This window comes from Kosakonia oryzendophytica (genome assembly GCF_900094925.1).
GTDB lineage: Bacteria > Pseudomonadota > Gammaproteobacteria > Enterobacterales > Enterobacteriaceae > Kosakonia > Kosakonia oryzendophytica.
Genome location: NZ_FMAY01000008.1, coordinates 21,180 through 43,745 on the forward strand (window position 1 = coordinate 21,180; position 22,566 = coordinate 43,745).

General features: G+C 57.0%; 16 protein-coding genes. 7 read left to right on the forward strand and 9 right to left on the reverse strand.

Features of this window, described 5'->3' with window-relative positions:
• Positions 1 to 10 precede the first annotated feature (10 nt).
• Positions 11 to 2,083, forward strand: coding sequence for a formate hydrogenlyase transcriptional activator FlhA (gene flhA, locus GA0061071_RS14390; protein WP_088237834.1), 2,073 nt, complete (start codon positions 11 to 13; stop codon positions 2,081 to 2,083).
• Positions 2,084 to 2,836: 753 nt separating this feature from the next.
• Here the strand turns inward: flhA and GA0061071_RS14400 are convergent.
• A complete protein-coding gene (locus GA0061071_RS14400) occupies positions 2,837 to 3,181 on the reverse strand; it encodes a nitrous oxide-stimulated promoter family protein (protein WP_061493414.1) in 345 nt (114 codons plus the stop codon).
• Positions 3,182 to 3,424: 243 nt separating this feature from the next.
• Between GA0061071_RS14400 and GA0061071_RS14405 the strand changes: the two genes are divergently transcribed.
• Complete coding sequence (locus tag GA0061071_RS14405) at positions 3,425 to 4,027, forward strand: hypothetical protein (RefSeq protein ID WP_088237832.1); 603 nt, start codon at positions 3,425 to 3,427, stop codon at positions 4,025 to 4,027.
• Positions 4,024 to 4,527 carry a surface-adhesin E family protein gene (locus tag GA0061071_RS14410; RefSeq protein WP_167352654.1) on the forward strand — a complete coding sequence of 168 codons (504 nt, stop codon included), beginning with the start codon at positions 4,024 to 4,026 and terminating at the stop codon, positions 4,525 to 4,527. Before GA0061071_RS14405 ends, GA0061071_RS14410 begins: the two co-directional genes overlap by 4 nt.
• A gap of 157 nt (positions 4,528 to 4,684) precedes the next feature.
• On the opposite strand, the gene GA0061071_RS14415 is transcribed toward GA0061071_RS14410, so the two are convergent.
• The 7 genes from GA0061071_RS14415 to GA0061071_RS14445 form a co-directional block, all read right to left on the reverse strand.
• On the reverse strand, positions 4,685 to 8,431 hold the full coding sequence (locus GA0061071_RS14415; protein ID WP_088237830.1) for a bifunctional nitrate reductase/sulfite reductase flavoprotein subunit alpha: 3,747 nt from the start codon (positions 8,429 to 8,431) through the stop codon (positions 4,685 to 4,687).
• Positions 8,432 to 8,450: 19 nt separating this feature from the next.
• Positions 8,451 to 11,360, reverse strand: coding sequence for a nitrite reductase large subunit NirB (nirB, locus tag GA0061071_RS14420; RefSeq protein WP_088237829.1), 2,910 nt, complete (start codon positions 11,358 to 11,360; stop codon positions 8,451 to 8,453).
• A gap of 36 nt (positions 11,361 to 11,396) precedes the next feature.
• Positions 11,397 to 12,191, reverse strand: coding sequence for an ABC transporter ATP-binding protein (locus tag GA0061071_RS14425; protein WP_061493410.1), 795 nt, complete (start codon positions 12,189 to 12,191; stop codon positions 11,397 to 11,399).
• 10 nt (positions 12,192 to 12,201) lie between these two features.
• Positions 12,202 to 13,089 (reverse strand): nitrate ABC transporter permease, encoded by an 888-nt coding sequence (gene ntrB / locus GA0061071_RS14430; protein WP_088237828.1) that lies wholly within the window; start codon positions 13,087 to 13,089, stop codon positions 12,202 to 12,204.
• Positions 13,090 to 13,099: 10 nt separating this feature from the next.
• Positions 13,100 to 14,359 carry a CmpA/NrtA family ABC transporter substrate-binding protein gene (locus GA0061071_RS14435; protein WP_061493408.1) on the reverse strand — a complete coding sequence of 420 codons (1,260 nt, stop codon included), beginning with the start codon at positions 14,357 to 14,359 and terminating at the stop codon, positions 13,100 to 13,102.
• A gap of 287 nt (positions 14,360 to 14,646) precedes the next feature.
• Positions 14,647 to 15,903 (reverse strand): nitrate regulatory protein, encoded by a 1,257-nt coding sequence (locus GA0061071_RS14440; protein WP_088237827.1) that lies wholly within the window; start codon positions 15,901 to 15,903, stop codon positions 14,647 to 14,649.
• A gap of 78 nt (positions 15,904 to 15,981) precedes the next feature.
• Positions 15,982 to 16,566, reverse strand: a complete 585-nt coding sequence (locus GA0061071_RS14445) for a TetR/AcrR family transcriptional regulator (protein ID WP_061493406.1) — start codon at positions 16,564 to 16,566, stop codon at positions 15,982 to 15,984.
• A gap of 112 nt (positions 16,567 to 16,678) precedes the next feature.
• On the opposite strand from GA0061071_RS14445, the gene GA0061071_RS14450 reads away from it, so the two are divergent.
• Both GA0061071_RS14450 and GA0061071_RS14455 read left to right on the forward strand, forming a co-directional pair.
• The gene (locus GA0061071_RS14450) at positions 16,679 to 17,263 is read left to right on the forward strand and encodes an NAD(P)H-dependent oxidoreductase (protein WP_061493405.1); all 585 of its coding nucleotides are present in this window, start codon (positions 16,679 to 16,681) and stop codon (positions 17,261 to 17,263) included.
• Between the two features lie 250 nt (positions 17,264 to 17,513).
• Positions 17,514 to 17,801: a hypothetical protein gene (locus tag GA0061071_RS14455; RefSeq protein ID WP_061493404.1), complete on the forward strand. Its 288-nt coding sequence runs from the start codon at positions 17,514 to 17,516 to the stop codon at positions 17,799 to 17,801.
• A gap of 81 nt (positions 17,802 to 17,882) precedes the next feature.
• On the opposite strand, the gene GA0061071_RS14460 is transcribed toward GA0061071_RS14455, so the two are convergent.
• Positions 17,883 to 19,214 carry a 2-hydroxycarboxylate transporter family protein gene (locus GA0061071_RS14460; RefSeq protein ID WP_061493403.1) on the reverse strand — a complete coding sequence of 444 codons (1,332 nt, stop codon included), beginning with the start codon at positions 19,212 to 19,214 and terminating at the stop codon, positions 17,883 to 17,885.
• A 440-nt stretch (positions 19,215 to 19,654) separates the two neighbouring features.
• Between GA0061071_RS14460 and GA0061071_RS14465 the strand changes: the two genes are divergently transcribed.
• Together GA0061071_RS14465 and GA0061071_RS14470 are read left to right on the forward strand one after the other, a co-directional pair.
• Positions 19,655 to 20,596 (forward strand): AEC family transporter, encoded by a 942-nt coding sequence (locus GA0061071_RS14465; RefSeq protein WP_061493402.1) that lies wholly within the window; start codon positions 19,655 to 19,657, stop codon positions 20,594 to 20,596.
• Positions 20,597 to 20,663: 67 nt separating this feature from the next.
• On the forward strand, positions 20,664 to 22,349 hold the full coding sequence (locus tag GA0061071_RS14470; protein WP_088237826.1) for an NAD-dependent malic enzyme: 1,686 nt from the start codon (positions 20,664 to 20,666) through the stop codon (positions 22,347 to 22,349).
• The last annotated feature ends 217 nt before the right edge of the window (positions 22,350 to 22,566 follow it).

A 22,566-nucleotide genomic window follows, 5' to 3' on the forward strand; every position in this document is an offset into this window, starting at 1 on the left:
GATTAGCAAAATGTCGTATACACCGATGAGCGATCTCGGGCAACAAGGGTTGTTCGATATCACGCGGATTTTATTACAGCAGCCGAACCTGGCTGCGTTGAGCGAAGCACTGACCCGTCTGACGCGACAGGCGGCGCTGGCGGACAGCGCTGCCATTGTGTTGTGGCATGCCGACAGCCACCGTGCCAGCCGCTACGTTGTGAATGCTGACGACGACAGCGCCGACTATGACGACCAGGCGTTGCTGGCGAGCGGCCCGGTGCGCCATATTCTCTCGCATCCACAAGCGCTGCACTGCACGGCAGAGATGTTTGCCGACACCTGGCCGCAGCTCATGCAAAGCGGAACCTGGCCTCCTTTTGCCCACTACGCCCTGCTGCCCTTAGCCGCCGAAGGGAAAATTTTTGGCGGCTGCGAGTTTTTTCGCCGTGATGAGCGGGCGTGGAGCGAGAAAGAAGCAGAGCGCCTGCATACGCTGACGCAGATTGTCGCCGTCGTGGTCGAGCAGTTGCAAAGCCGCGAAAATCCCACCCCGGATTACGAATTGCTGTGCCAGGAGCGCGACGATTTCCGCATTCTGGTGGCGATCACCAACGCGGTGCTCTCCCGGCTGCACATGGATGAGCTGGTCAGCGAAGTCGCGAAAGAGATCCACTACTATTTCGGTATTGATGCCATCAGCCTGGTACTGCGCGGTAGCCGCAAGGGCAAACTGACCATCTATTCCACCCACTATCTGGATGAAGCAGACCCCACGCACGAAACGCAGGAAGCTGACGAAGAAGGCACGCTGACCGAACGCGTGTTTCGCAGCAAAGAGATGCTGCTGCTGAACCTGCATGAACGGGACAAACTCGCCCCCTACGAGCGGATGCTGTTTGAAACCTGGGGCAATCAAATCCAGACGCTGTGCCTGCTGCCGCTGATGTCCGGTAAGAATTTACTGGGCGTCTTAAAACTGGCGCAGTGCCAGAAAGAGGTCTTTACCCAGGCCAACCTGAAATTACTGCGCCAGATTGCGGAACGTATCGCCATTGCTGTCGACAACGCACTGGCCTACCAGGAGATCCACCGGCTGAAAGAACGGCTGGTGGATGAGAACCTGGCGCTGACCGAACAGCTTAACAATGTCGACAGTGAGTTTGGCGAAATCATCGGACGCAGCGAGGCGATGTTCAGCGTGCTCAAGCAGGTTGAGATGGTGGCGAAGAGCAACAGCACCGTACTGATCCTCGGCGAAACCGGCACCGGCAAGGAGCTGATCGCCCGCGCAATCCATAATCTCAGCGATCGTAACAGTCGCCGGATGGTGAAAATGAACTGCGCAGCCATGCCCGCCGGGCTGCTGGAAAGCGATCTGTTTGGTCATGAACGTGGCGCATTCACTGGTGCCAGCGCCCAGCGCATCGGTCGATTTGAACTGGCGGACAAAAGTTCGCTGTTTCTTGACGAAGTGGGCGATATGCCGCTGGAGTTGCAGCCCAAGCTGTTGCGTGTGTTGCAGGAGCAGGAGTTTGAGCGGCTCGGCAGCAATAAACTGATCCGGACCGACGTGCGGTTGATCGCCGCCACCAACCGCGATCTGAAAAAAATGGTTGCCGATCGCGAGTTCCGTAGCGATCTCTATTACCGTCTGAATGTGTTTCCGATCCATCTGCCGCCGCTGCGCGAGCGCCCGGAAGATATTCCCCTGTTGGTGAAGGCATTCACCTTTAAGATCGCCCGCAAAATGGGGCGCAATATTGACAGCATTCCGGCGGAGACTTTGCGGGTACTGAGCAATATGGAGTGGCCAGGCAACGTCCGTGAGCTGGAAAACGTGATTGAGCGCGCGGTGCTGCTTACGCGCGGCAACGTGTTGCAACTGTCGCTGCCGGAAATCAGCGTACCGCAGGAGGTCTCCCGACCTGCTGAAGTCGCGCGCGACGGAGAAGATGAGCGTCAGTTAATTGTCCGGGTGCTGCGCGAAACCAATGGCGTGGTCGCCGGGCCAAAAGGTGCGGCACAGCGGCTGGGGCTAAAACGCACCACGCTGCTTTCCCGTATGAAAAAGCTGGGCATTGATAAAGATGCGTTAAGTTGAGATAACCGGGTTTTCCCCCTTAATGTTCAATGGAGGAACCCGGGCGGTTTCGACACGTAATCAGTTTGCCGGTAGTGTAACGACGGTGACAGAAGGCGCGGCAAACGCGTGATTGCGTTGATTAAGGCATCTGCAATCCTGATTGCTACGCACGTCTGAGTTCGGTAACCCTCACCCCAACCCTCTCCCTGAAAGGGAGAGGGAGCAAACCGGCAACCGCCTTATCCCCTTGCCTCTTCAGAGAAAGCGAGGATGAATGGAAAACCACACCAGTCTTATCCCCTCTCCCCTCAGGGGAGAGAGCCAGGGTGAGGGGAAATACCGCTCCAGCCTGACTGTTCCCTCGCCCCTCGGGGAAGAGAGCCTGGGTGAGGGGAAATACCGCTCCAGCCTGACTGTTCCCTCGCCCCTCGGGGAAGAGAGCCTGGGTGAGGGGAAATACCGCACCAGCCTGACTGTTCCCTCTCCCCTCGGGGGAGAGGGTCAGGGTGAGGGGAAATACCGCACCAGCCTGACTGTTCCCTCGCCCCTCGGGGGAGAGGGTCAGGGTGAGGGGAAATACCGCACCAGCCTGACTGTTCCCTCTCCCCTCAGGGGAGAGGGTCAGGGTGAGGGGAAATACCACACCAGCCTGACTGTTCCCTCTCCCCTCGGGGGAGAGGGTCAGGGTGAGGGGAAATACCACACCAGCCTGACTGTTCCCTCTCCCCTCGGGGGAGAGGGTCAGGGTGAGGGGAAAACATCTTCGCCAGTCTACCCTTTGCGGCGATACTTTTCGGGGAGTTCCGGCACCGGGCGTTTATCATCCATTAAATGGCGCACCGTCAGCAGAGGATGACGCCACAACATACGCGGCCCTGCCCAACGCATAATCTGTTTCATCTCTTCACGTTTGGCGGGCTGATAACAGTGCACCGGGCACTGTTTACAGGCCGGTTTTTCTTCGCCGAACACACATTTGTCCAGCCGTTTTTCCGCATACGCATACAATTCCGCGTAGTGCGACGCACTACTGACCGCATTCGGGCAAGCGCGCTGGTAGAGTGCAATCATCTTCCGGATAGTCCGTTTTTCCCGCAGGATGCGTGGGCCAGACATAGCAATCACCTCACTTTAAAGATGCAATAATAATACATCTTATCGGTAACGGATTGCACTTCATACGTGCATTTCCTGTGCAGTGACGGAGGCTAACGCTATGATGCGGCACCACTGGATGCACAACCGGAGTCACCCCACCGTATTTACCGCCACGACCGCGTTTTGCCCGCCAAAACATCTAAAGAATTGCGTCTGATTAACGATAAATTAATCACTCACATTTATAGGTAAGGATGCTGTATGCTCACCCGACTGATCCCTTTGACACTGTTGGCCATGGCAACAACCGCCACAGCCACCCCACTCCCGGAAAGTTTACTGCGCTGCGACAGTCAGTTTTTTAGCGAACTGTACGCGCAACGCGCCGCACTGACCCACACCGCACCGCTGAAAACCGATAATCAAGGCCACGCCTGGTTTGTTGCTCCTAAAGAGGGGGAAGATGTGGTGTGGTTTACGCAGCCGCTCAAGGTGCAGCAACTGAGCATTTCCGGCTACTTCATGCGTACCAGCGACGGTGATGAACTGGGGAAATTCTATTTCTGGGGACTGGTTTTTGACCAGCCGCCGGAGACCATCGTCAGCGCCCTGCCTAATGTGAAGTGGCAGCAGGACGGCCATAATTACATCGTTGAGCCGATGATCAAACGCGTCGGTGATAAAGCGTGGCAACCCAATACCGGCGCGGCCAGCGGCATTGCGCCAGGCAAAAACAGCGTTGAGAAACTGGCCATGCTGGAAAGCAGCGGCGGCAAATCGCAACTGTTATGTACTTTGCAGGGCAACGTCACGGATGTGGATTTACTGCCGCTACGACCGGATCTGAAAGGCAACCACAAATGATAAAACCGCTGTGGTTATGCTCTGCCCTGTTGCTGATGACGGGCTGTGCCAGCGTCGATAAGCCTGCCGTACCGGCAGCGAACACGCGCCCGCATGGCATTATCAAAATGCTGGAAGATGACACCGGCGGCACTTATGCAGATATGCGCACCGTCTCCAGCTATAAAGGCAACACGCACCTGCGCCGTCTCTGGCTGATTAATAATTATGAGCAAGGCGGCCTGTACCAGAAAAACCCACCTATCCATATTTACAGCTCACGCGCCATTTATGTTTTCAACTGCGATACGCAAGAGTATGCCCAGTTTGAGCGTATCTACTTTACGCAGCGCTGGGCCGAAGGCGACAAAGTGTTTAAACGCCACAGCATCGGCCAGTGGCAGCCCTATCCGCAGGAGTCGTTAATGGGGATTGTCGCCGCGGCAGTCTGTCTGATTGAGCCTTCGCGTCTGAAGCCCGAACCCCCGCGTGATACCGACACGCCAGACGTCGGCGATTGATACAGTAAGAGACAGAACGGCGGTAAAAGGCACACAATCAGGATACATCGATCCCGTGCAATGGGGGGATGCGTTTGCGCCCCCCTCTCCCTTTATCACGCAAGATGTCATCAATTGAAAATCCGCAGCCGCCGCTTTGTATCACTGTGTACAACGGTTAATAGACATCGCGCTGGTAGCGCTTCTCCTCTATCTGCTTCGCTACCCAGTCGCTGGCCTCGTCGGCACGCATCGCACCCCAGCGCTGAACCACCAGTCTGAGTGCGGCATCCACATCTTTCGCCATGTGGTTTGCATCACCGCAGACATAGAAATACGCGCCTTCAGAGAGCCAGCGCCACAGGGTTTCGCCCTGCTCCAGCATGCGATGCTGCACATATACTTTCTGCGCCTGATCGCGGGAAAAAGCCGTGGTAAAACGGTGCAATACCCCCTCTCGCTGCCAGGCCTCCAGCTCATCACGGTAGTAAAAATCCGTCGCCGCATGCTGTTCACCAAAGAACAGCCAGTTGCGCCCCCTGGCGGCGGTCGCCTGTCGCTCCTGTAAAAAGCTGCGAAACGGCGCAATACCGGTGCCTGCTCCAACCATAATGATCGCCGCGTTAGGGTCGGCGGGCAGGCGAAAATGCGGCGACGCATGAATAAAGATCTCGGCGTGGGTGGCACGATCCGCAAGGAACGTAGAGCAGACCCCGCCGCGCTGTTTCCCCTCACCATAACGTACCGTGGAAACGGTCAGTTGCACCTGCTGCGGCGAGACGGTCGGGCTGGAGGAGATGGAGTAAAAACGGGGCTGCAAGCGCCGCAATACCGACACCCACTCCGCAGCCGTCGCGCGAACCGGGAACATCTGTAACAGGTCGATAATCTGCCGCCCCCATAACCACTGTTGTAAATCGTCTTTACCTGCGCTGCTGAGCAGCCCATTAAGCGTGGCATTCGCTGCCCGTTTGCCGACAAACTCCAGCACCTCCGGCGTAATCCGCGTAATGTCAACATGGCGGGTCAGCGCTTCAGAAAGCGGCATTTCTCCCTGTTCCGCCACCTGCACCGGCGTATGCCCTGCCAGCCCCAGCGCGTCGATGATGTGCGCCACGCTCTGTGCGCTGTTGCACGGCCAGACGCCCAACGCATCTCCGGCCTGGTAGTGCATGCCGCTGCCCTGCAAATCAAAGGCAAACTGGCGGATCTCTTTTTCTGCCCCGGCGCCGCTCAGACGCTGGTTAAGCACCAACGGTGCAGGTAACGGCGCATGGCGGCTATAACCGGGTTGCCGATCATCGCAAGGGGCGCTGAGCACAACCGCGGTCGCACCGCACAGTAATTGCAGCAGGGTGTTGAGCCACTGATGCGCAGCCACGCTGCCCGCTTCACAGTCCACGCGCGCGGTGAGCCGCTGCGCGCCTAATGCCGCCAGGCGAGCGTCGAGCTGGCGGCCAAAACCGCAAAACCGATCGTAGCTGGCATCCCCGAACGCCAGCACCGAAAACGCCGTGGTAGAGAGTTGCGGTGCAGCCTCATCCTGCAATGCCGCCCACAGCGCTGTGCCGTTATCCGGCGGATCGCCATCGCCGAAGGTGCTGGCAATCAACAACACTCGCGGCACCGCGGCGAGATCCGCGACAGCAACGTTGTTCATCGCGCAGAGTCTGACCGTCATCCCGCTACGCCGGAATCGGTCAGCGCAGGTGTGTGCAAAGGATTCAGCATTGCCGGTGGTAGAGGCCCACAGCATCAGCACATCCGCCATGCCCTCTTCGTCTGCGGTGGGCGTATTGTTCGTAGGCGTTATCACTGGCTGCTGGCTGCTGCGCACCAACGAAATGGCGCAGAACTTCAGCTCAGGTTGTCGCGACAACGGATCGACCGCATCGCTGGTCACTGCGTTAATCGCCAGGTTGTCACCGAACAGATCGTTCCAGTGGAACGGGGCAAAACAGTGACCGGCCAGTACGCGCCCGGTCACGACCGCAGGCAAGGTGGCGGAGCCGCGCCGGGAGCGCACATCCACATGATCCCCTGTGTAGATCCCCAGCCTGTCGGCATCCTGCGGGTGGATTTCGATAAACGGTCCCGGATTGAGCTTATTAAGTAGTGGGATCTTGCCGGTCTTGGTCAGCGTGTGCCACTGGTGCTGGACGCGCCCGGTATTCAGTACCAGCGGGAATTCCTCGTCCGGCATTTCCGCAGGCGGCAGATCCGGGCGGGCAAAAAAGTGTGCTTTACCGCTGGCAGTGGCAAAGCGCAGCGTTGACTGCCGGTAACGAATGGGATGGCGGGCATCGTTGTCCTCCGGTGAACAAGGCCATTGCAGCGGCGTCTCACGCAACCGCTGATAGCTGGCACCGCGCAGGTCATAGCCGGTATCCGGGTTCCACGCCTGGCGGAGTTCATCAAACACATCGCTGGCACTGGCATAGGTAAAACCGTCGGCATACCCCATTTCGCACGCCACCTGCGCGATGATTTGCCAGTCGGCAAGCGCCTCACCCGGCGGGGCCACCGCCTGTTGCATCAGCGTCATGGTGCGTTCGGAGTTAACCATCACCCCTTCGGCTTCCGCCCACAGCGCGCCGGGTAGCAGGATATCGGCGTAGCGGTTGGTTTCGGTATCAAGAAAGGCATCCTGGGCGATCACCAGTTCCGCCTGCTGTAGCCCGGCAATTACCTTTTGCCGGTTCGGCACACTGGCCACCGGGTTCGTGCAGATGATCCAGCAAGCTTTGATATGCCCGGCGCACATCTCATCAAACAGCGCCACCGTGCCGTCACCGCAATCCAGGCGCAGCGTTCCCGGCGGGCGCTGCCATAGCCGTTCAATAAAGGCGCGATCTTTTTCTACCAGTACCGAGCGTTGCCCCGGCAACCCCGCGCCCATATATCCCATCTCGCGGCCGCCCATGGCGTTCGGTTGCCCGGTGAGGGAAAAAGGCCCGCTGCCGGGGCGGCAAATCGCCCCGGTCGCCAGGTGCAGATTGCAAATGGCGTTGGTGCTCCAGGTACCGTGCGTGCTCTGGTTCAGCCCCATCGTCCAGCAGCTCATCCACTCGCCTGCCTGGCCAATCCACTCCGCCGCCTGGCGAATATCGGCTTCTGCCAGACCAGTGCGTTCCGCCACCCACTGCGGCGGATAATCCAGCAGGAAGTCCGGCATCGCCTGCCAGCCGTCGGTAAAACGCGCGATAAACGCCGGATCGGTGTGACCGTTTTGTACCAGCAGCGCCAGCAACCCGTTAAGGAGTGCCAGGTCCGTTCCTGGGTTAATTTGTAAAAACAGCGAGGCTTTTTCCGCCGTTGCGGTGCGCCGGGGATCGACGACAATCAGTTTGGCCCCGGCATTTACCCGCTCCATCATGCGCAAAAAGAGGATCGGGTGGCAGTCGGCCATATTGGCACCGATCACCAAAAACAGATCCGCGCGATCGAAGTCATCATAGGAACCTGGCGGCCCGTCCGCTCCCAGCGACAGCTTGTACCCCGTCGAGGCGCTGGCCATGCACAACCGGGAGTTAGACTCGATATTGTTGGTGCCGATAAACCCTTTCGCCAGTTTGTTCGCCAGATATTGCGCTTCAAGGGACATCTGCCCGGAAACGTATAACGCCACCGCATCCGGGCCGTAATTATCAATAATATCCCGTAGCCGCCGGGCCGTTTCACGGATAGCGTCGTGCACCCGGACCTGAACCGGTTGTTGCTGGCGATCGGTACGCAACCACGCCTGTTCCAGCCTGCCAGCCGCGGTCAGGGCGGCAGCGCAGCTCTGGCCTTTAGTACACAGCCGACCGGCGTTGGTCGGGTGCGTTTTATCCCCCGTGACGCTGATAATGCGCTGGTTTTCCACGTTCATGACCAGCCCGCACCCTACCCCACAATAAGGGCATACGCTTTTTATCTGCTCCATTTTCGCCCCCTGACGCGGTTTATGACGCTTCGGCAATCGCCGGGAAGAGAGCCTGATCGACAGGCATGCGGCGCACCCAGATTTGCCCGTGCTCCACTTTTACCGGCCACACGCACACGCGCAGAGCCGCATCATCCGGACTGACGCCATCGGCTAAGCGAAAACGTTTTTTGTAGAGCGGCGAAATCACCACCGGCTCGCCCGCAACGTCACCCAGCAGACCGCGCGACAGCACATTGGCATTGCTGCCGGGTTCATGGTTCTCCAGGGCGAAAATGTGCGGCTCACTGCCCGGCAAATGAAACAGCGCGATTTGCTGCTGACCAAGGCGCGCCGCCACGCCTGCATTAGCCGGAACATCAGCCACAGCGCCAACGTGGAGCCACTCATCCTCACACGGCTTCGCGGTGCGCTGGGCCGGTTTTTCTTCCGCCGTGGCAGGACGAATTTGCCCGCGTTCCGGCACCATGACCACCGCTTCGTCAGGGTGGTCACTATTAATAAATCCACGGAACAGCAGGCGGTTTTGCGGGTTATCCAGCGTGGTTTTCCATTCGCACTGGTAGCTGTCCACCACCTGCTGCATCTCGCTCTCCAGCTCTGCGCCAATGCCGAGGCTGTCCTGCAAAATCACCTGTTTGAGGTAATCAAGGCCGCCTTCCATATTGTCCAGCCAGGTGCTGGTACGCTGGAGCCGATCGCCGGTACGGATGTAGAACATCAGCAGACGGTCGATGATGCTCATCAGTGTTTCACTGTCGAGATCGCTGGCGAACAGATCGGCGTGACGCGGTTTCATGCCGCCGTTGCCGCACACATACAGGTTCCAGCCTTTGTCAGTGGCGATCACGCCAATGTCTTTGCCCTGCGCTTCGGCGCATTCGCGAGTACAGCCGGAGACCGCCATTTTGATTTTGTGCGGTGCGCGCAGGCCCTTGTAGCGGTTTTCCAGCGCAATCGCCATGCCGGTTGAGTCCTGCACACCGTAGCGGCACCAGGTGGAGCCCACACAGGATTTCACCGTGCGCAGAGACTTACCGTAGGCATGCCCGGTTTCAAAACCGGCCGCGATCAGTTCTTCCCAGATGGCGGGTAACTGTTCAAGGCGCGCGCCAAACAGATCCACCCGCTGCCCGCCGGTGATTTTGGTGTAAAGGTTATAGCGCTGTGCCACCTGACCGATGGCAATCAGCCCCTGCGGAGTGATCTCCCCGGCAGGAATACGTGGCACCACGGAGTAGGTGCCATCTTTCTGGATATTGGCAAAAAAGCGGTCATTGGTGTCCTGCAGCGGCAAATGTTGCGGCTTTAAGAGGTACTCATTCCAGCAGGACGCCAGCATCGACCCCACCAGCGGTTTACACACTTCACAGCCGCTACCGCGCCCGAAGCGCGCAATCAGCGCATCAAAGCTGCGAATGTCATGCAGACGGATCAGGTGGTATAACGCCTGGCGCGACCAGGCAAAATGCTCGCAAACGTCTTTTTTCACTTCGACGCCCCGTTGCGTCAGTTCATGCTCCATCACCTGTTTCAGCAACGGAACGCATCCCCCGCAGCCGGTACCGGCTTTCGTGCAGTTCTTGAGCGCCCCCAGTTCGGTACACCCCCCGGCAACAGCGGCGGCAATGTCCCCTTTACTGACGTTATGACAGGAGCAGATTTGCGCGCTGGCCGACAGCGCCGCCACGCCGAGTCCTTTTGGCGCATCGCCGGAACGGGCCGGCAGAATGAGCGTCTCCGGCTGAGCGGGGAGCGGCATGGCGTTAAGCATCATTTGCAGCAGCATGCTGTAATCAGCGCTGTCGCCAATCAACACCGCGCCGAGCAGCCGTTTGCCATCAGCGGAAACAACGATTTTTTTGTAGATTTCGTTCGGGCCGTCGGTCCACTGATAACTCTGAGCGCCCTCCGTTTTGCCGTGCGCATCCCCCAGCGACGCCACCTCCACGCCGAGCAGTTTCAGTTTGGTACTCATATCCGCACCGGTAAACGGCGTATCCTGCTGCGCCAGCCGATCCGCCAGGCTACGCGCCATCTGGTAACCCGGTGCGACCAGACCAAAGATCTGCCCGTTCCACAATGCGCATTCGCCAATGGCGTAAATCGCTTCGTTGGAAGTCTGGCAATAGTCGTTAATGACAATGCCACCGCGCGGCCCTTTTTGCAGTTGTGCGCTCTCCGCCAGTTCATCGCGCGGGCGAATCCCGGCGGAAAACAGCAGCAGATCCGTTTCCAGCACGCTGCCGTCAGCAAAGCAGAGGCGGTGTCGCGCCTGTTCGCCGTCGACGATCTCCCGTGTCTCTTTGCGGGTATGCACCTTCACGCCCAGCGCGTCAATTTTGCGTTGCAACATTGCCGCGCCACACTCATCCAGTTGTACCGCCATCAGGCGTGGGGCGAACTCAACGACGTGGGTCTCCAGCCCCAACTGACGCAGCGCGTTAGCCGCTTCCAGCCCCAGCAACCCACCGCCGATGACCACACCGCTTTTGGCCTGTTGCGCACAGGCAGCAATGGCGTCCAGATCGTCCAGTGTGCGATAGACCAGGCAGCCAGGGCGCGTATTGCCGCTAATCGGCGGCACAAACGCATATGAGCCGGTGGCGAGCACCAGTTTGTCGTAGTGGGTCTCAACGCCTTGCTCGTCACGCACGCAGCGTTGCTGGCTGTCGATAGCGACAATTTTACTGGCGCTGCACAAGGTTATGCCGTTGTCGGCAAAGAAACCTTCACTCACCAGCGACAGTGACGCGGCGCTGCGCCCGGCGAAATATTCCGACAGATGCACGCGGTCATAAGCGGGTAAGCGCTCTTCGCCAAACACCACAATCTCGTACTGCTGATGCAGTTCACGCGCCACCAGTTGTTCAAGGAAATAGTGCCCAACCATGCCGTGGCCGATCACCACTAATACCGGCTTTTTCATAACCTGGATCCTTACATCGAAAGAGGGGAAGAGAGGTCAGGCCGCTTTCGGCTGTTTCTCGTAGAGGAACTGCAACACCTGCTGGCGGTATCGCTGGTAACGAGCGTCGTCGGCCAGTGCCACGCGGGAACGCGGACGTTCCAGTTCCACCGCCATGATTTCGCCGACGGTCGCCGCCGGGCCGTTGGTCATCATCAACACGCGGTCCGACAGCAGCACCGCTTCGTCCACATCATGGGTGATCAACACAATGGTGGTGTGCAGGCGTTGCTGGATTTCCATCACCGCATCCTGCAAGTGAGCGCGGGTTAAGGCGTCCAGTGCGCCAAAGGGTTCATCCATCAGCAGCACGCTGGGTTTCATGGCCAGTGCGCGGGCAATGCCGACACGCTGTTTCATGCCGCCGGAGATTTCGTGCGGGCGTTTATTCCATGCGTGGGACATATGCACCAGCTCGAGGTTATGCATGATCCATTCATGCATCTCCTGTTTGGGCATTTCGCCGCGAAACACCTGGCGAACCGCCAGCGCGACGTTGTCGTAGGCGGTCAGCCACGGCAGCAGCGAGTGGTTCTGAAACACCACCCCGCGCTCCGGCCCCGGTCCGTCGATTTCACGGTTATTGCACAGCAGCCCGCCGCTGGTGGGCAGCGTCAGACCGGCAATCAAATTCAACAACGTGGACTTACCGCAGCCGGAGTGACCGATCAGGCTGAGGGTTTCACCGGTGTGAATGTCAAAGCTCACGTTATCCAGCGCCAGGAACTCACCGCTGCGGGTGGTGAAACGCTGGCTAACCTGCTGTACCTGAATTATTGGCGTTGTACGCATCATCGTCTCCTTAGCGGTGGGTGTAGTTAAAACGGCTGGCTATCCACATCAGCCCCTGCTCCAGCAGCAGGCCGACAACCCCAATCACCACGATGGCGATAATGATGTTTTCCACGTTCAGGTTGTTCCATTCGTTCCAGATCCAAAAACCGATGCCGATGCCGCCAGTCAGCATTTCAGCGGCGACGATCACCAGCCAGGCGATGCCAATCGACAGGCGCATGCCGGTGAGGATGCCCGGCAACGCCGCCGGCAGCAGGATTTTGTGCATAATGGCGAACTCCGAAAGCCGCAGCACCCGCGCCACATTCAGGTAGTCCTGCGGGATCTGCCGCACGCCTTCCGCGGTGTTGAGGATCATCGGCCAGATGGAGCAGATGAAAATCGTCCAGCTGGACGCCGGTTCGGCGCGCTGAAACAGCAGCAGGCCAATCGGCAACCAGGCCAGCGGGCTGACCGGACGCAGCAGAGAGATCAGCGGGTTGAGCATATTGGCGACAAAGCGAAAACGGCCAATCAGGAACCCGGCGGGAATGCCCACCAGTGCAGCGAGACCAAAACCGGTCGCCACGCGCTGCAACGAGGCCAGCACGTTCCAGCCAATGCCCTGATCGTTTGGCCCGGCGATATAAAATGGATCGGCGAACAGGGTCAACGCCGCCTGCCAGGTCCGCCACGGGGTGGGAAACCCTTTACTGTTGAGCGCGGCAACCTGCCACAGGCACAGCAGCAGGCCAATGCCCAGCAGTGCCGGAACCCCGCGTTGCATCAGCGGACGAAGCAACGGTACGCGGCGGCGTACCACCGGTTTAGCCGGTAACGGTACGATCTCTGCCTGCGTCCGCGCGGGCGGTGTGTTGTCCAACGGAATGGGGATAATCTGCGCCTGATTTTTCATCTGCGACCTCTCACTTCTTCACGCTAAAGCTATTGGCGTACGCGGCAGGATTGCTGCCATCCCAACGAACGCCATCCATCAATACGCTGCTGCGCATGTCGCTGCCCGGGAGCGACACATTGCCCACCGCCGCAGCAGCCTGTTTGTAGATATCAATGCGGTTAACCTGGCGGGCGATGGCAAGGTAATCCGGGTCTTCGGTGAGGAATCCCCAGCGTTTATGCTGGGTGAGGAACCACATCCCATCCGACAACCACGGGTAATTCACCTCGCCATCGTGGAAGAAACGCATGGCGTGCTGATCGGTCCAGCGTTTACCGATGCCGTTTTCGTACTGCCCTAGCATGCGCCCGAGAATGGTCTCTTCTTTGGTGTTGAGATACGCACGCCCGGCAATCACGCTGGCGGTTTCCCGGCGGTTGGCTTCAGAGGCGTCTATCCAGCGGGAGGCGTCAAGGATGGCGGCAGTCAGCGCGCGGGCGCTGTTGGGGTTTTTCTCCACCCAGTCGGCGCGCGTGCCGAGCACTTTTTCCGGATGATCCGGCCAGATATCCTGCGTCGTGGCGGCGGTAAAACCGAGATTGTCGCTGATGGCACGCTGGTTCCAGGGCTCACCCACGCAGTAGCCGACCATATTGCCAATCTTCATGTTCATCACCATTTGCGGCGGCGGCACCACCACGCTGCGAATGTCATTCAGCGGATGGATGCCCGCGCTCGCCAGCCAGTAGTTAAGCCACATGGCGTGCGTACCGGTCGGAAAGGTCTGGGCGAAGGTATATGTGCCTGCCGGGCTGGCAGCGATGTGCTTTTGCAGGGTGGCCAGATCGCTGACACCCGCATCGTGCAGCTGATTCGCCAGCGTGATCCCCTGCCCGTTCTGGTTGAGGGTCATTAGTGATGCCATGGCGGTTTGCGGGCCAGAGAGCCCCATTTGCAGGCCATAAAGCTGACCGTAAAGCATATGCGAGGCGTTCAGTTCACCCGATACCACTTTGTCACGCACGGCGGCCCAGTTGGCCTCTTTGCTGGGGAGCAGGGTAAAACCGTATTTTTTGTCGAAGCCTTTGATCGACGCCATCACCACCGATGCGCAGTCCGTTAGCGGGATAAACCCGACGCGGATCTCTTTCAGCTCCGGCGCATCGGAACCTGCGGCCCACGCGCGGTTGACGACGGACGGCAGCAGCAGACTGCCGCCCAGCGCTGCGCTACCCAGTAAAAACTGACGGCGGGAAACCGTCATCCCCTTTGTTTTGTTGTCGCTCATTGCCACCCTCGCGCTGCTCACCGTTGTGGGGATGCAAAAAAAAACGGCGTCCATAAGCCGATGCAAAGCTGCACGCTTATGGACGCCGTTGTCCGGTTAACACACGCCCGACCGCCGTTGGCCGCGCATGCGTTATGTTGTGTTGTTGCTACATGACTAAAGCAAGGGCTGTGCCAGGGTCAACGAATGGCGCATTTACCTGCTTCAGGGCCGTCAGAAAGCGGTTTTCCGTCGCGTTTTCGCACTATCACAGAGCACATTTCGCACCCTTCACGTGCAGCTACCCCTTAAGTATTAGGTTGAAAAACATCCGCTACCGCCAGCATTGCGCTGGCGATCTCAATCAGCTTTTTGTTCTGATTCATCGCCATCCGGCGCAGGGTTTTATAGGCCTCTTCTTCGCTAATCTGCCGGTGCTGCATCAGCATGCTTTTGGCGCGTTCGATCTGTTTGCGTTCATTGAGCGTTTCACGCAGCGCCGCCAGTTCGGTATCCAGCGCTTGCAGGCGTCGCGACTGCTGCTGCACCAGCGTTAACAAAGAGCGCCCGAGCTGCGGGCGTACGCCGCCGCTCTCCAGCCAACCATGAGAATCAATAAACACCGAATAACCGCTCTCTTCCCCTTCCTGCGGCGGCATCAGACTTTCCAGATCCGCCCGCTGTTCGCTGTTGGCCTGTTCAGTAGCGGCGATGCGCGCCCGGCAATGGGCCATCAGGGTTTGCGCCAGCGCATCTTCCAGCGTTTTCATCGCATCAATGCGCTGCGTGGCCAGCGCAAACCAGCGCAGACAGCTATCCGCTTCGATGAATTCACGCCCGGTACAGGCAATGCGTCGTAAACGTTCAAACTGGCTGTCGGTGGTCATCTGTTGCCAGCGTAGACGGTGCTCGTCATCGGCGAAATCGGCGAAGGTGGCGAAACAACGCTCCTGGCGTTCAATGAGATCGAGCCATTTTTGCTGGGTCTCGTCGCTGAAGGTGCCAACTGCAAAGGCCGCCGCCCCTGTTGCCCGCTCCTGCCCGGCGTACTCCTTGCCCTGCATAAAGCTGAACATGGCAATCAGCGCACGGGAAATAGCGGGCTCTGCGGCGGTATCGGAGAGCTCAAACACCAGCGAAAGCAGGTTGCGGATGATGTCGTTAAAAAAGGTCATCGCCTGCGGTAAACGCAGCGCGCGCTGGCGGATTTGCTGGCGCAGGGTGGGCAGTAAACTGAGGGCATAGACCACGCTCGCCACGTGGCTGAACAGACGACTGGCTTGCGGCAGCGTGGCTATCTGGCTTTCCAGTGTGTCGAGCTGCATCATCAGCGGCGCTTGCGCTTGTGCCACGTCGCGCTCGCGCAGGAGCAACTCATCGGCAAACTGGCTGTCCGCCGAGCAGAGGAACATATTGGATGTCCCCCGCTCGCGTTGCAGCATATGCACCAGTTGGCTGATTTTGCCCACCAGTTCACCGCTTTGCAGCAGATAACGCAGGCTGTTCAGCTCGCACTGGCGCGAGGCTAACAGGAAACGGATGGTGGTCGACGAATTGGCTATCATGCGCGTACTCCCGGGAAGTCAATACTTCACTAATGCAAGCAACGCGCCAGCCATTATGTTATGGCGCTTTTTGTCCCGTCACGCTGTATGCACCATTCCTATAATGACCGCGCACAATTCGTCTTTGGCCTGAACATCGGTGATGGCCCCCTGAACCACCGCCCACGCCAGCCCCTCGGCAGAACCGAGCATGGCCCACAATGCCGCATCACGCAGCGGGTGAGTGCAAAATGGCGCAAACAGCGTTCGGCATTTGCCGATGAAGTCGACAGCATACTCCCGGCGGATTTTTTCCAGCTCCGGCGTTCCGGCCAGCGCAGCCAGTACGCTTGGCATTTCGCGTCCTTGCAGTAACACACAGTCGATGTAGGCAGTGGCAATCACTGCCGCCAGCTTTTCCGGCGTCGCGTCAGTACGGCTGATGACCTCATCCATTTTCTGGTTCTGCCGCTGATCGTATTCGCGGTACAGCGCCGCCAGTAACCCGGAACGGCTGATGAAATGATCGTATACCACCGGTTTGGTCACACCCGCACACTCTGCGAGATGCCCCAGCGTTAACGCCTCCGTACCTTCATCGCGAATAATTTGCCAGGCCACTTCCACCAGCTGTGTATAGCGATCTTCACGCGTCAGACGTTGACGCACACGGGTATCGCTCATGGTCTCTCCCCTTGACAGTCTTATATACCAAAGGTAACTTACCAATGGTAGGTTACCTTTGGTATATAAGATTACGTTCCTGTACGCCATCTGGCAACGGAGGAGGTTTGATATGCATGCGTTGATTGTCGTTTCTCATCCATTAACTCACTCTTTAACCCACAGCGTAGCGCAGGCGGTTGCCGAAGGGATCACCGCGGCCAATGCGCAAAACAGCGCTGAAATCGCCGATCTGACACGGGAAGGTTTTAACCCGATCTTTTCTGCGGAAGATAGTGCCGCTTTTGCACACGCCGCGCCACTGCCCGCTGATGTCCTTGCCGAACAGGCGCGTATCGACAATGCCGACGCGCTGGTGCTGGTGTTTCCGATTTACTGGTGGACGATGCCTGGTTTATTAAAAGGCTGGATCGACCGTGTGTTTACGAACGGCTGGGCCTATGAAGAAGGTGCGGATGGCAAGGTCGCGAAAAAACTCGGGCATTTGCCGGTGCACCTTGTAGCACTGGGCGGTGCCGATCTGAAGACGTTTGAAAAGCATGGCTATGCGCAATCCTGGAAGACGCAGATCGCTCACGGTATCTTTGATTATTGCGGCGCGCCAGTGATGACCAATACCACGCTGATGATGCCGGATCTCGGCACGCCGGAAGCCTGTTTGCACCAGGCGCATGAGACAGGAAAACGGATCTTTTAAAATTTGCGCCCCCATAAGTTTGGGGGCTACCTGAGCGGACAGATACCCCACATTCTATCAGCCTCAACAGTATGTCGTTATCAACGCGGCTTGTTTCAGGTAATGACGCCCTCGTGCCATACAGCAAGAGAGGAATGTCACAGTGGTAATGGCCTGAGGGCGCTGCTCACTGAGTGATCGCGCAGGCATACCCGAGCAGGCGCGGGCAGCGTATAGTGGCGACCAGAGTGAAATGACAAAGGAGTGTGATGTGTTCAACAAGGTGCTCAACCCCACAACGTTCGGCTGGTGGCTGCTGGCTAACCTGGTAAATTATCTGACGCAGACGGTATTCAGCGCGTTTGCTAGCAACAATCTGCTGGTGCAGATGCTGATCGCGGTGGTGATGTTTATCTGGTATGTGGAGTTCAGCCTGACCTACTACCGCGCGCTGAAAGCCCGCAACAGCATCGGCCGTTTCTTTCTTGCCGCATGGGTGGGCTCGACGCTAATCGCGTTTATTACCGCCTCAGTCTGGCTATTTTTGCTGTTCCGTTAATGGATCTTTTAGGGCACCTGCTTGCGGACAACTTTTTGATTGCAAAACACTGCGCCGCTTAGCAGCGCAGTGTTGTCGGCATTACACTACCCAGCTCAGTAACAATGTTGCCGCAATCACCGTCGATGCACCGCCAATACGGGTGGCGATCTGCGCAAACGGCATCAGCGACATGCGGTTTGACGCCGAGAGGATAGCCACATCGCCGGTACCGCCCAGGCCACTGTGGCAACTGGTGACAATCGCCGCTTCCACCGGGTACATATTCAGCCATGAAGCAATGAAATAGCCGCTGAGCGCCATGGCAATCACCACCGAACCGCACACCACCACATAGCCGACGGAAAAGACCGCAACAACGCTTTCCAGCGGCACATACAGCATGCCCAGACCAATCATCAGCGGCCAGACCAGCGCAGCCGACACGAATTTATAGCAACTGTGCGCACCCTGCTCCATGGACGCCGGGATCACCTGCGCATATTTGCACAGTACGGCGATCAGGATCATCAGCACCGGCCCCGGAATATGCACCAGTTTTTCAAATAACCCGCCAACGATAAAAAAGGCGCAAATCATCAACAACCCGCCGCCCATTAACTGGAAATCCGTCTGCTGCGCGCTCTGGGTCTGGGTAAAAATACGGTTATCGTCATCGCTACGGATCAGCATACCGTTACCGGTAAGCGAAGGACGACGCACGCCAATACGCGCCAACACCCCGGCGCAGATAATGGCGAAAATATTGCCCACCACCGCAGCGGGTGCCAGTTGTGCGACGTAGACATCCGGTGTTTGCCCGAGGATAGCCGAATAGGCCAGCGACAGCGGTAATATGCCTTCCCCAATGCCACCGCCAATGATCGGCACGATGATAAAGAAAAAGGTGTGATACGGCGTGTAACCAAACAGCATGCCCACCAGCAGCCCCGATACCACCGCCATCACGGTGCCAGCCACCAGCGGCACAAACATACGGATCATCCCCTGGATCAGGATAATCCGGTTCATCCCCAGAATGCTGCCCACCACCAGACAGGCAATGACAAAATAGAGCAGGTTGGCTTCTTTCATCAGCAGATGAACCGTCGCCATGGTGTGGGGTTCGAACATGCCAAAATAGACCAGTACCGACGGTACCATCAGGCACAAAATTGCCGGTCCGCCAATGTCTTTCAGGACGGGCAGCATGCGCCCGATTTTGGCGAAGGCGAAGCCCAGCGTCATGATCACCGCCAGGCCGCCAATCATATTTTTGGGCAGTAAACCGGCGGATGCCGATACCGCAACGATCGAAGCAATACCCACAAACAGCAGCAGTGGTACCGCGCCGACTTCAAGCCCCTGCAAACGGGCGAGTTGCCCGCCTGCCGGGGCGGTTTCTACAGAGGGGTTAAGAGGATTATCTTTCATTATTTTCACCTGATTCGCTATTAATGAATAACAGTGGGCCAGGAATAACCTCAGGGTTATTCGTAATGGATAAAATGCTTGAAAAAATAAAACCAAAGTAATAAATATTGCCACCAGGAAGTTATTATTGAATAAATACCAACGACGGCTGACTGTAAAGAGCATGCCTGTTTTCCAATGTTAAAATTGTGAATACCGTGGTAATTCCATTTTAAATAACTTAACTCAGCTATTTGTAAATAAAGTAACCGCCAGGATATTCATTTCAGATATTTCTAATAAAAATAACCCCTTAAGCCTTCCTTATTATCCATTTAATTAAAGTAGCCATTATGAAACTAATTAAAACAGGAGAAGTGTGATTCCAGTCACCTCCGGGGATAAAGGCTCCCGATAGAGTGCCGCCTGAAAACAAGTTAAAACAAAACCCAGGATATCTTATGCCTTCATTACTTTTACAATCTTTATTCCCATTGGTATTTATTATGCTGTTGGGATGGCTGAGCGGGAAATTAGGTTATACGCGTCGCGAAGACGCCACAGTGTTAGCCACAGTGGTGATCCGATTTGCGCTCCCTTTTCACCTGTTTATCGGCGCGTTAAACACCAACCCGGAAAAGATCAAAAACTTCTCGTTTATGGCGGTTCTGATTATTGGCCTGATGGGTTCCTATTTACTGACGTTGATCCTGTCGCGCTATGTTTTCCGCCACGATATTAAAACCAGCGCCATACAGTCTCTGGTTTGCGCCTTTCCTGATATGGCGTATTTCGGCGCACCGGTACTGGCAGTGCTGATTGGGCCGGAAGGCTTCTTAGGCGTGCTGATCGGCAACGTAATCACCAGCGTATTTATGATCCCGTTGACCATTATTCTGATCCGCATGGGGGATAAAAATGCCGATAGCGAGGCGCTGCATCCTGGCAAATTGATTTTGCAGAACCTGATGCGTGCGGTGCGTAATCCTATCGTCTGGATCCCTATCTCCGGGGTGCTGCTCAGTCTGGCTGGCGTGCAATTGCCGCACCTGCTCAGCGCGCCAATTGAGATGGTCGGTAAAATTGCCGGTGGTCTGTCACTGTTCGCACTCGGTCTGCTCTTCTACGGTGAGCGCCCGTCGTTGAACCTGCAAACATTTACCAACATCAGCATTAAAAACCTGATCCAGCCTGCCATGATGGCTGCCGCCGGACTGGCTTTCGGCCTGAGTCATACCTTAATGCAGCAGGTGGTGATTATTGGTGCCACCCCATCCGCTATCGCTGCGGGCATGTTTGCATTACGCAGCGAAACGTATATCGAGTCCGCATCCTCTTCCATTCTTATTGGCACTGCGATCGGCGTATTAACTGAGGGAATCATGATCTATCTGATTTCATGACACTGAGATCTGATATCCCCGATACAACGACAGTGGTGTCGTTATTATTTAGTCAGGAGCAGCAATAATGTCACGCAAAGAAACACTTTATACGCCTTATAATGGCGCAGTGTTACTGGAAAACCCGTTACTGAATAAAGGACTGGCGTTTACTGAAGAAGAGCGCCTCGCCTTTAACCTGCACGGTTTATTACCTCACAATGTTGAAAGCATTGAAGAGCAAACCGATCGCGCGTGGAAACAGTTCTGCCATTTCAAAAAAGATATCTCTCGCCATGTGTATCTGCGCAATATTCAGGATACTAACGAGACCTTATTTTATAACCTGCTGCGCACGCATATGCAGGAAACATTACCGATTATTTATACCCCGACAGTGGGTGAAGCCTGCGAACACTTCTCGGAAATTTACCGCCGTGCACGTGGGTTATTTATCTCGTGGCCAAACCGCCATCATATTGATGAAATGCTGCAAAGCTTTTCCCGTAACGACATCCGCGTGATCGTCGTGACCGATGGCGAACGTATCCTTGGCCTGGGCGATCAGGGTGTCGGCGGGATGGGCATTCCGATTGGCAAACTCTCGCTGTATACCGCCTGCGGGGGGATTCACCCGGCGTCTACGCTGCCTATTATGCTGGATGTCGGTACTAACAATACCCAGCACCTGGAAGATCCGCTGTACATGGGCTGGCGGCATCCCCGCATCAGCGACGATGAATATCTTGAGTTTATGGATATGTTCATTGAGGCAGTGAAGACCCGTTGGCCGGACGTGCTGCTGCAATTTGAAGATTTTGCGCAGAAGAACGCGACGAAACTGCTCAACCGCTACCGTAATGAGCTGTGCTGCTTCAACGACGATATTCAGGGAACCGCTGCGGTCACCTCCGGCACGCTGATGGCAGCGTCGCAGGTGGCGGGGACACGTTTACGCGATCAGCGCGTAGTGTTCCTCGGTAGCGGCTCGGCCGGGTGCGGTATCGCCGACAAAATCATGGCGCTGATGGTTGCCGATGGCGCAACGCCGGAACAGGCACGCAACAACATTTTCATGATTGATCGCTTTGGCTTGCTGACGGATGACATGCCTAATTTGCTGGATTTCCAGCAAAATCTGGTCACCTCACGCGCGAGCATCGCCCACTGGAAGGTGGAGTCGTCCAATATCTCGCTGCTGGAAGTGGTGCGCAACGCCCACCCAACCGTGCTGATTGGCGTCTCCGGTCAGCCGGGACTGTTCAGCGAAGAGGTCGTCAAAGAGATGCATCGCCACTGCCCGCGCCCGATTATTATGCCGCTGTCCAACCCCACATCACGTGCGGAAGCGCAGCCCAAAGATCTGATCGAATGGACGCAGGGCGCTGCGCTGATTGCCACCGGCAGCCCGTTCGCGCCGGTATTCTGGCAGGACGAACACTACGAGATTGCCCAATGTAATAACGCTTACATCTTCCCCGGCCTCGGCCTTGGCGTACTGGCAAGCAAAGCCAGGCGCGTAACAGAAGCGATGCTGGTAACGGCCAGTAAAACCCTTGCTGCGCATTCGCCGCTGGCAACGACCGAGAAAGGCGGATTATTGCCGCCAGTGGAAATGATCGAAAGCGTTTCTCGTGCGATTGCGCTTGAGGTAGCCCGTGTGGCACAGCAAGAAGGTGTTGCGCCCGCCATGAGCGAAGACGCATTGCAGCAAAGCCTGGATAAAACCTGGTGGAATGCCACCTACAGCGCCTATAAACGCGCTTCGTTCTAAACCTGCCTGACCACGGAGGACTGCGGTCCTCCGTCATCTCTCCTGATAACGTTTTCCCCCGCCCATTTGCCCAAAGTGTGAAGAGGTGCATAGCACCAGGTCAACCAGAGACAATTTTGTTAACTGAGGAAATACCGACTCCGGAAGCGCTACCGTATACTTGTTTCAGTCCGGGAAAAAAGTTTTCCGCTGCAACCAGCAGTCAGAACCCACTTCT

What these genes read in the sequence shown, in the direction of transcription:
- GA0061071_RS14470 (WP_088237826.1), top strand. Translation starts at nt 20,664, where the DNA reads ATGTCACGCAAAGAAACACTTTATACGCCTTATAATGGCGCAGTGTTA.
- ntrB (WP_088237828.1), bottom strand. Translation starts at nt 13,089, where the DNA reads ATGAAAAATCAGGCGCAGATTATCCCCATTCCGTTGGACAACACACCG.
- GA0061071_RS14405 (WP_088237832.1), top strand. Translation starts at nt 3,425, where the DNA reads ATGCTCACCCGACTGATCCCTTTGACACTGTTGGCCATGGCAACAACC.
- GA0061071_RS14445 (WP_061493406.1), bottom strand. Translation starts at nt 16,566, where the DNA reads ATGAGCGATACCCGTGTGCGTCAACGTCTGACGCGTGAAGATCGCTAT.
- GA0061071_RS14440 (WP_088237827.1), bottom strand. Translation starts at nt 15,903, where the DNA reads ATGATAGCCAATTCGTCGACCACCATCCGTTTCCTGTTAGCCTCGCGC.
- GA0061071_RS14425 (WP_061493410.1), bottom strand. Translation starts at nt 12,191, where the DNA reads ATGCGTACAACGCCAATAATTCAGGTACAGCAGGTTAGCCAGCGTTTC.
- flhA (WP_088237834.1), top strand. Translation starts at nt 11, where the DNA reads ATGTCGTATACACCGATGAGCGATCTCGGGCAACAAGGGTTGTTCGAT.
- nirB (WP_088237829.1), bottom strand. Translation starts at nt 11,360, where the DNA reads ATGAAAAAGCCGGTATTAGTGGTGATCGGCCACGGCATGGTTGGGCAC.
- GA0061071_RS14450 (WP_061493405.1), top strand. Translation starts at nt 16,679, where the DNA reads ATGCATGCGTTGATTGTCGTTTCTCATCCATTAACTCACTCTTTAACC.
- GA0061071_RS14400 (WP_061493414.1), bottom strand. Translation starts at nt 3,181, where the DNA reads ATGTCTGGCCCACGCATCCTGCGGGAAAAACGGACTATCCGGAAGATG.
- GA0061071_RS14415 (WP_088237830.1), bottom strand. Translation starts at nt 8,431, where the DNA reads ATGGAGCAGATAAAAAGCGTATGCCCTTATTGTGGGGTAGGGTGCGGG.
- GA0061071_RS14435 (WP_061493408.1), bottom strand. Translation starts at nt 14,359, where the DNA reads ATGAGCGACAACAAAACAAAGGGGATGACGGTTTCCCGCCGTCAGTTT.
- GA0061071_RS14460 (WP_061493403.1), bottom strand. Translation starts at nt 19,214, where the DNA reads ATGAAAGATAATCCTCTTAACCCCTCTGTAGAAACCGCCCCGGCAGGC.
- GA0061071_RS14465 (WP_061493402.1), top strand. Translation starts at nt 19,655, where the DNA reads ATGCCTTCATTACTTTTACAATCTTTATTCCCATTGGTATTTATTATG.
- GA0061071_RS14410 (WP_167352654.1), top strand. Translation starts at nt 4,024, where the DNA reads ATGATAAAACCGCTGTGGTTATGCTCTGCCCTGTTGCTGATGACGGGC.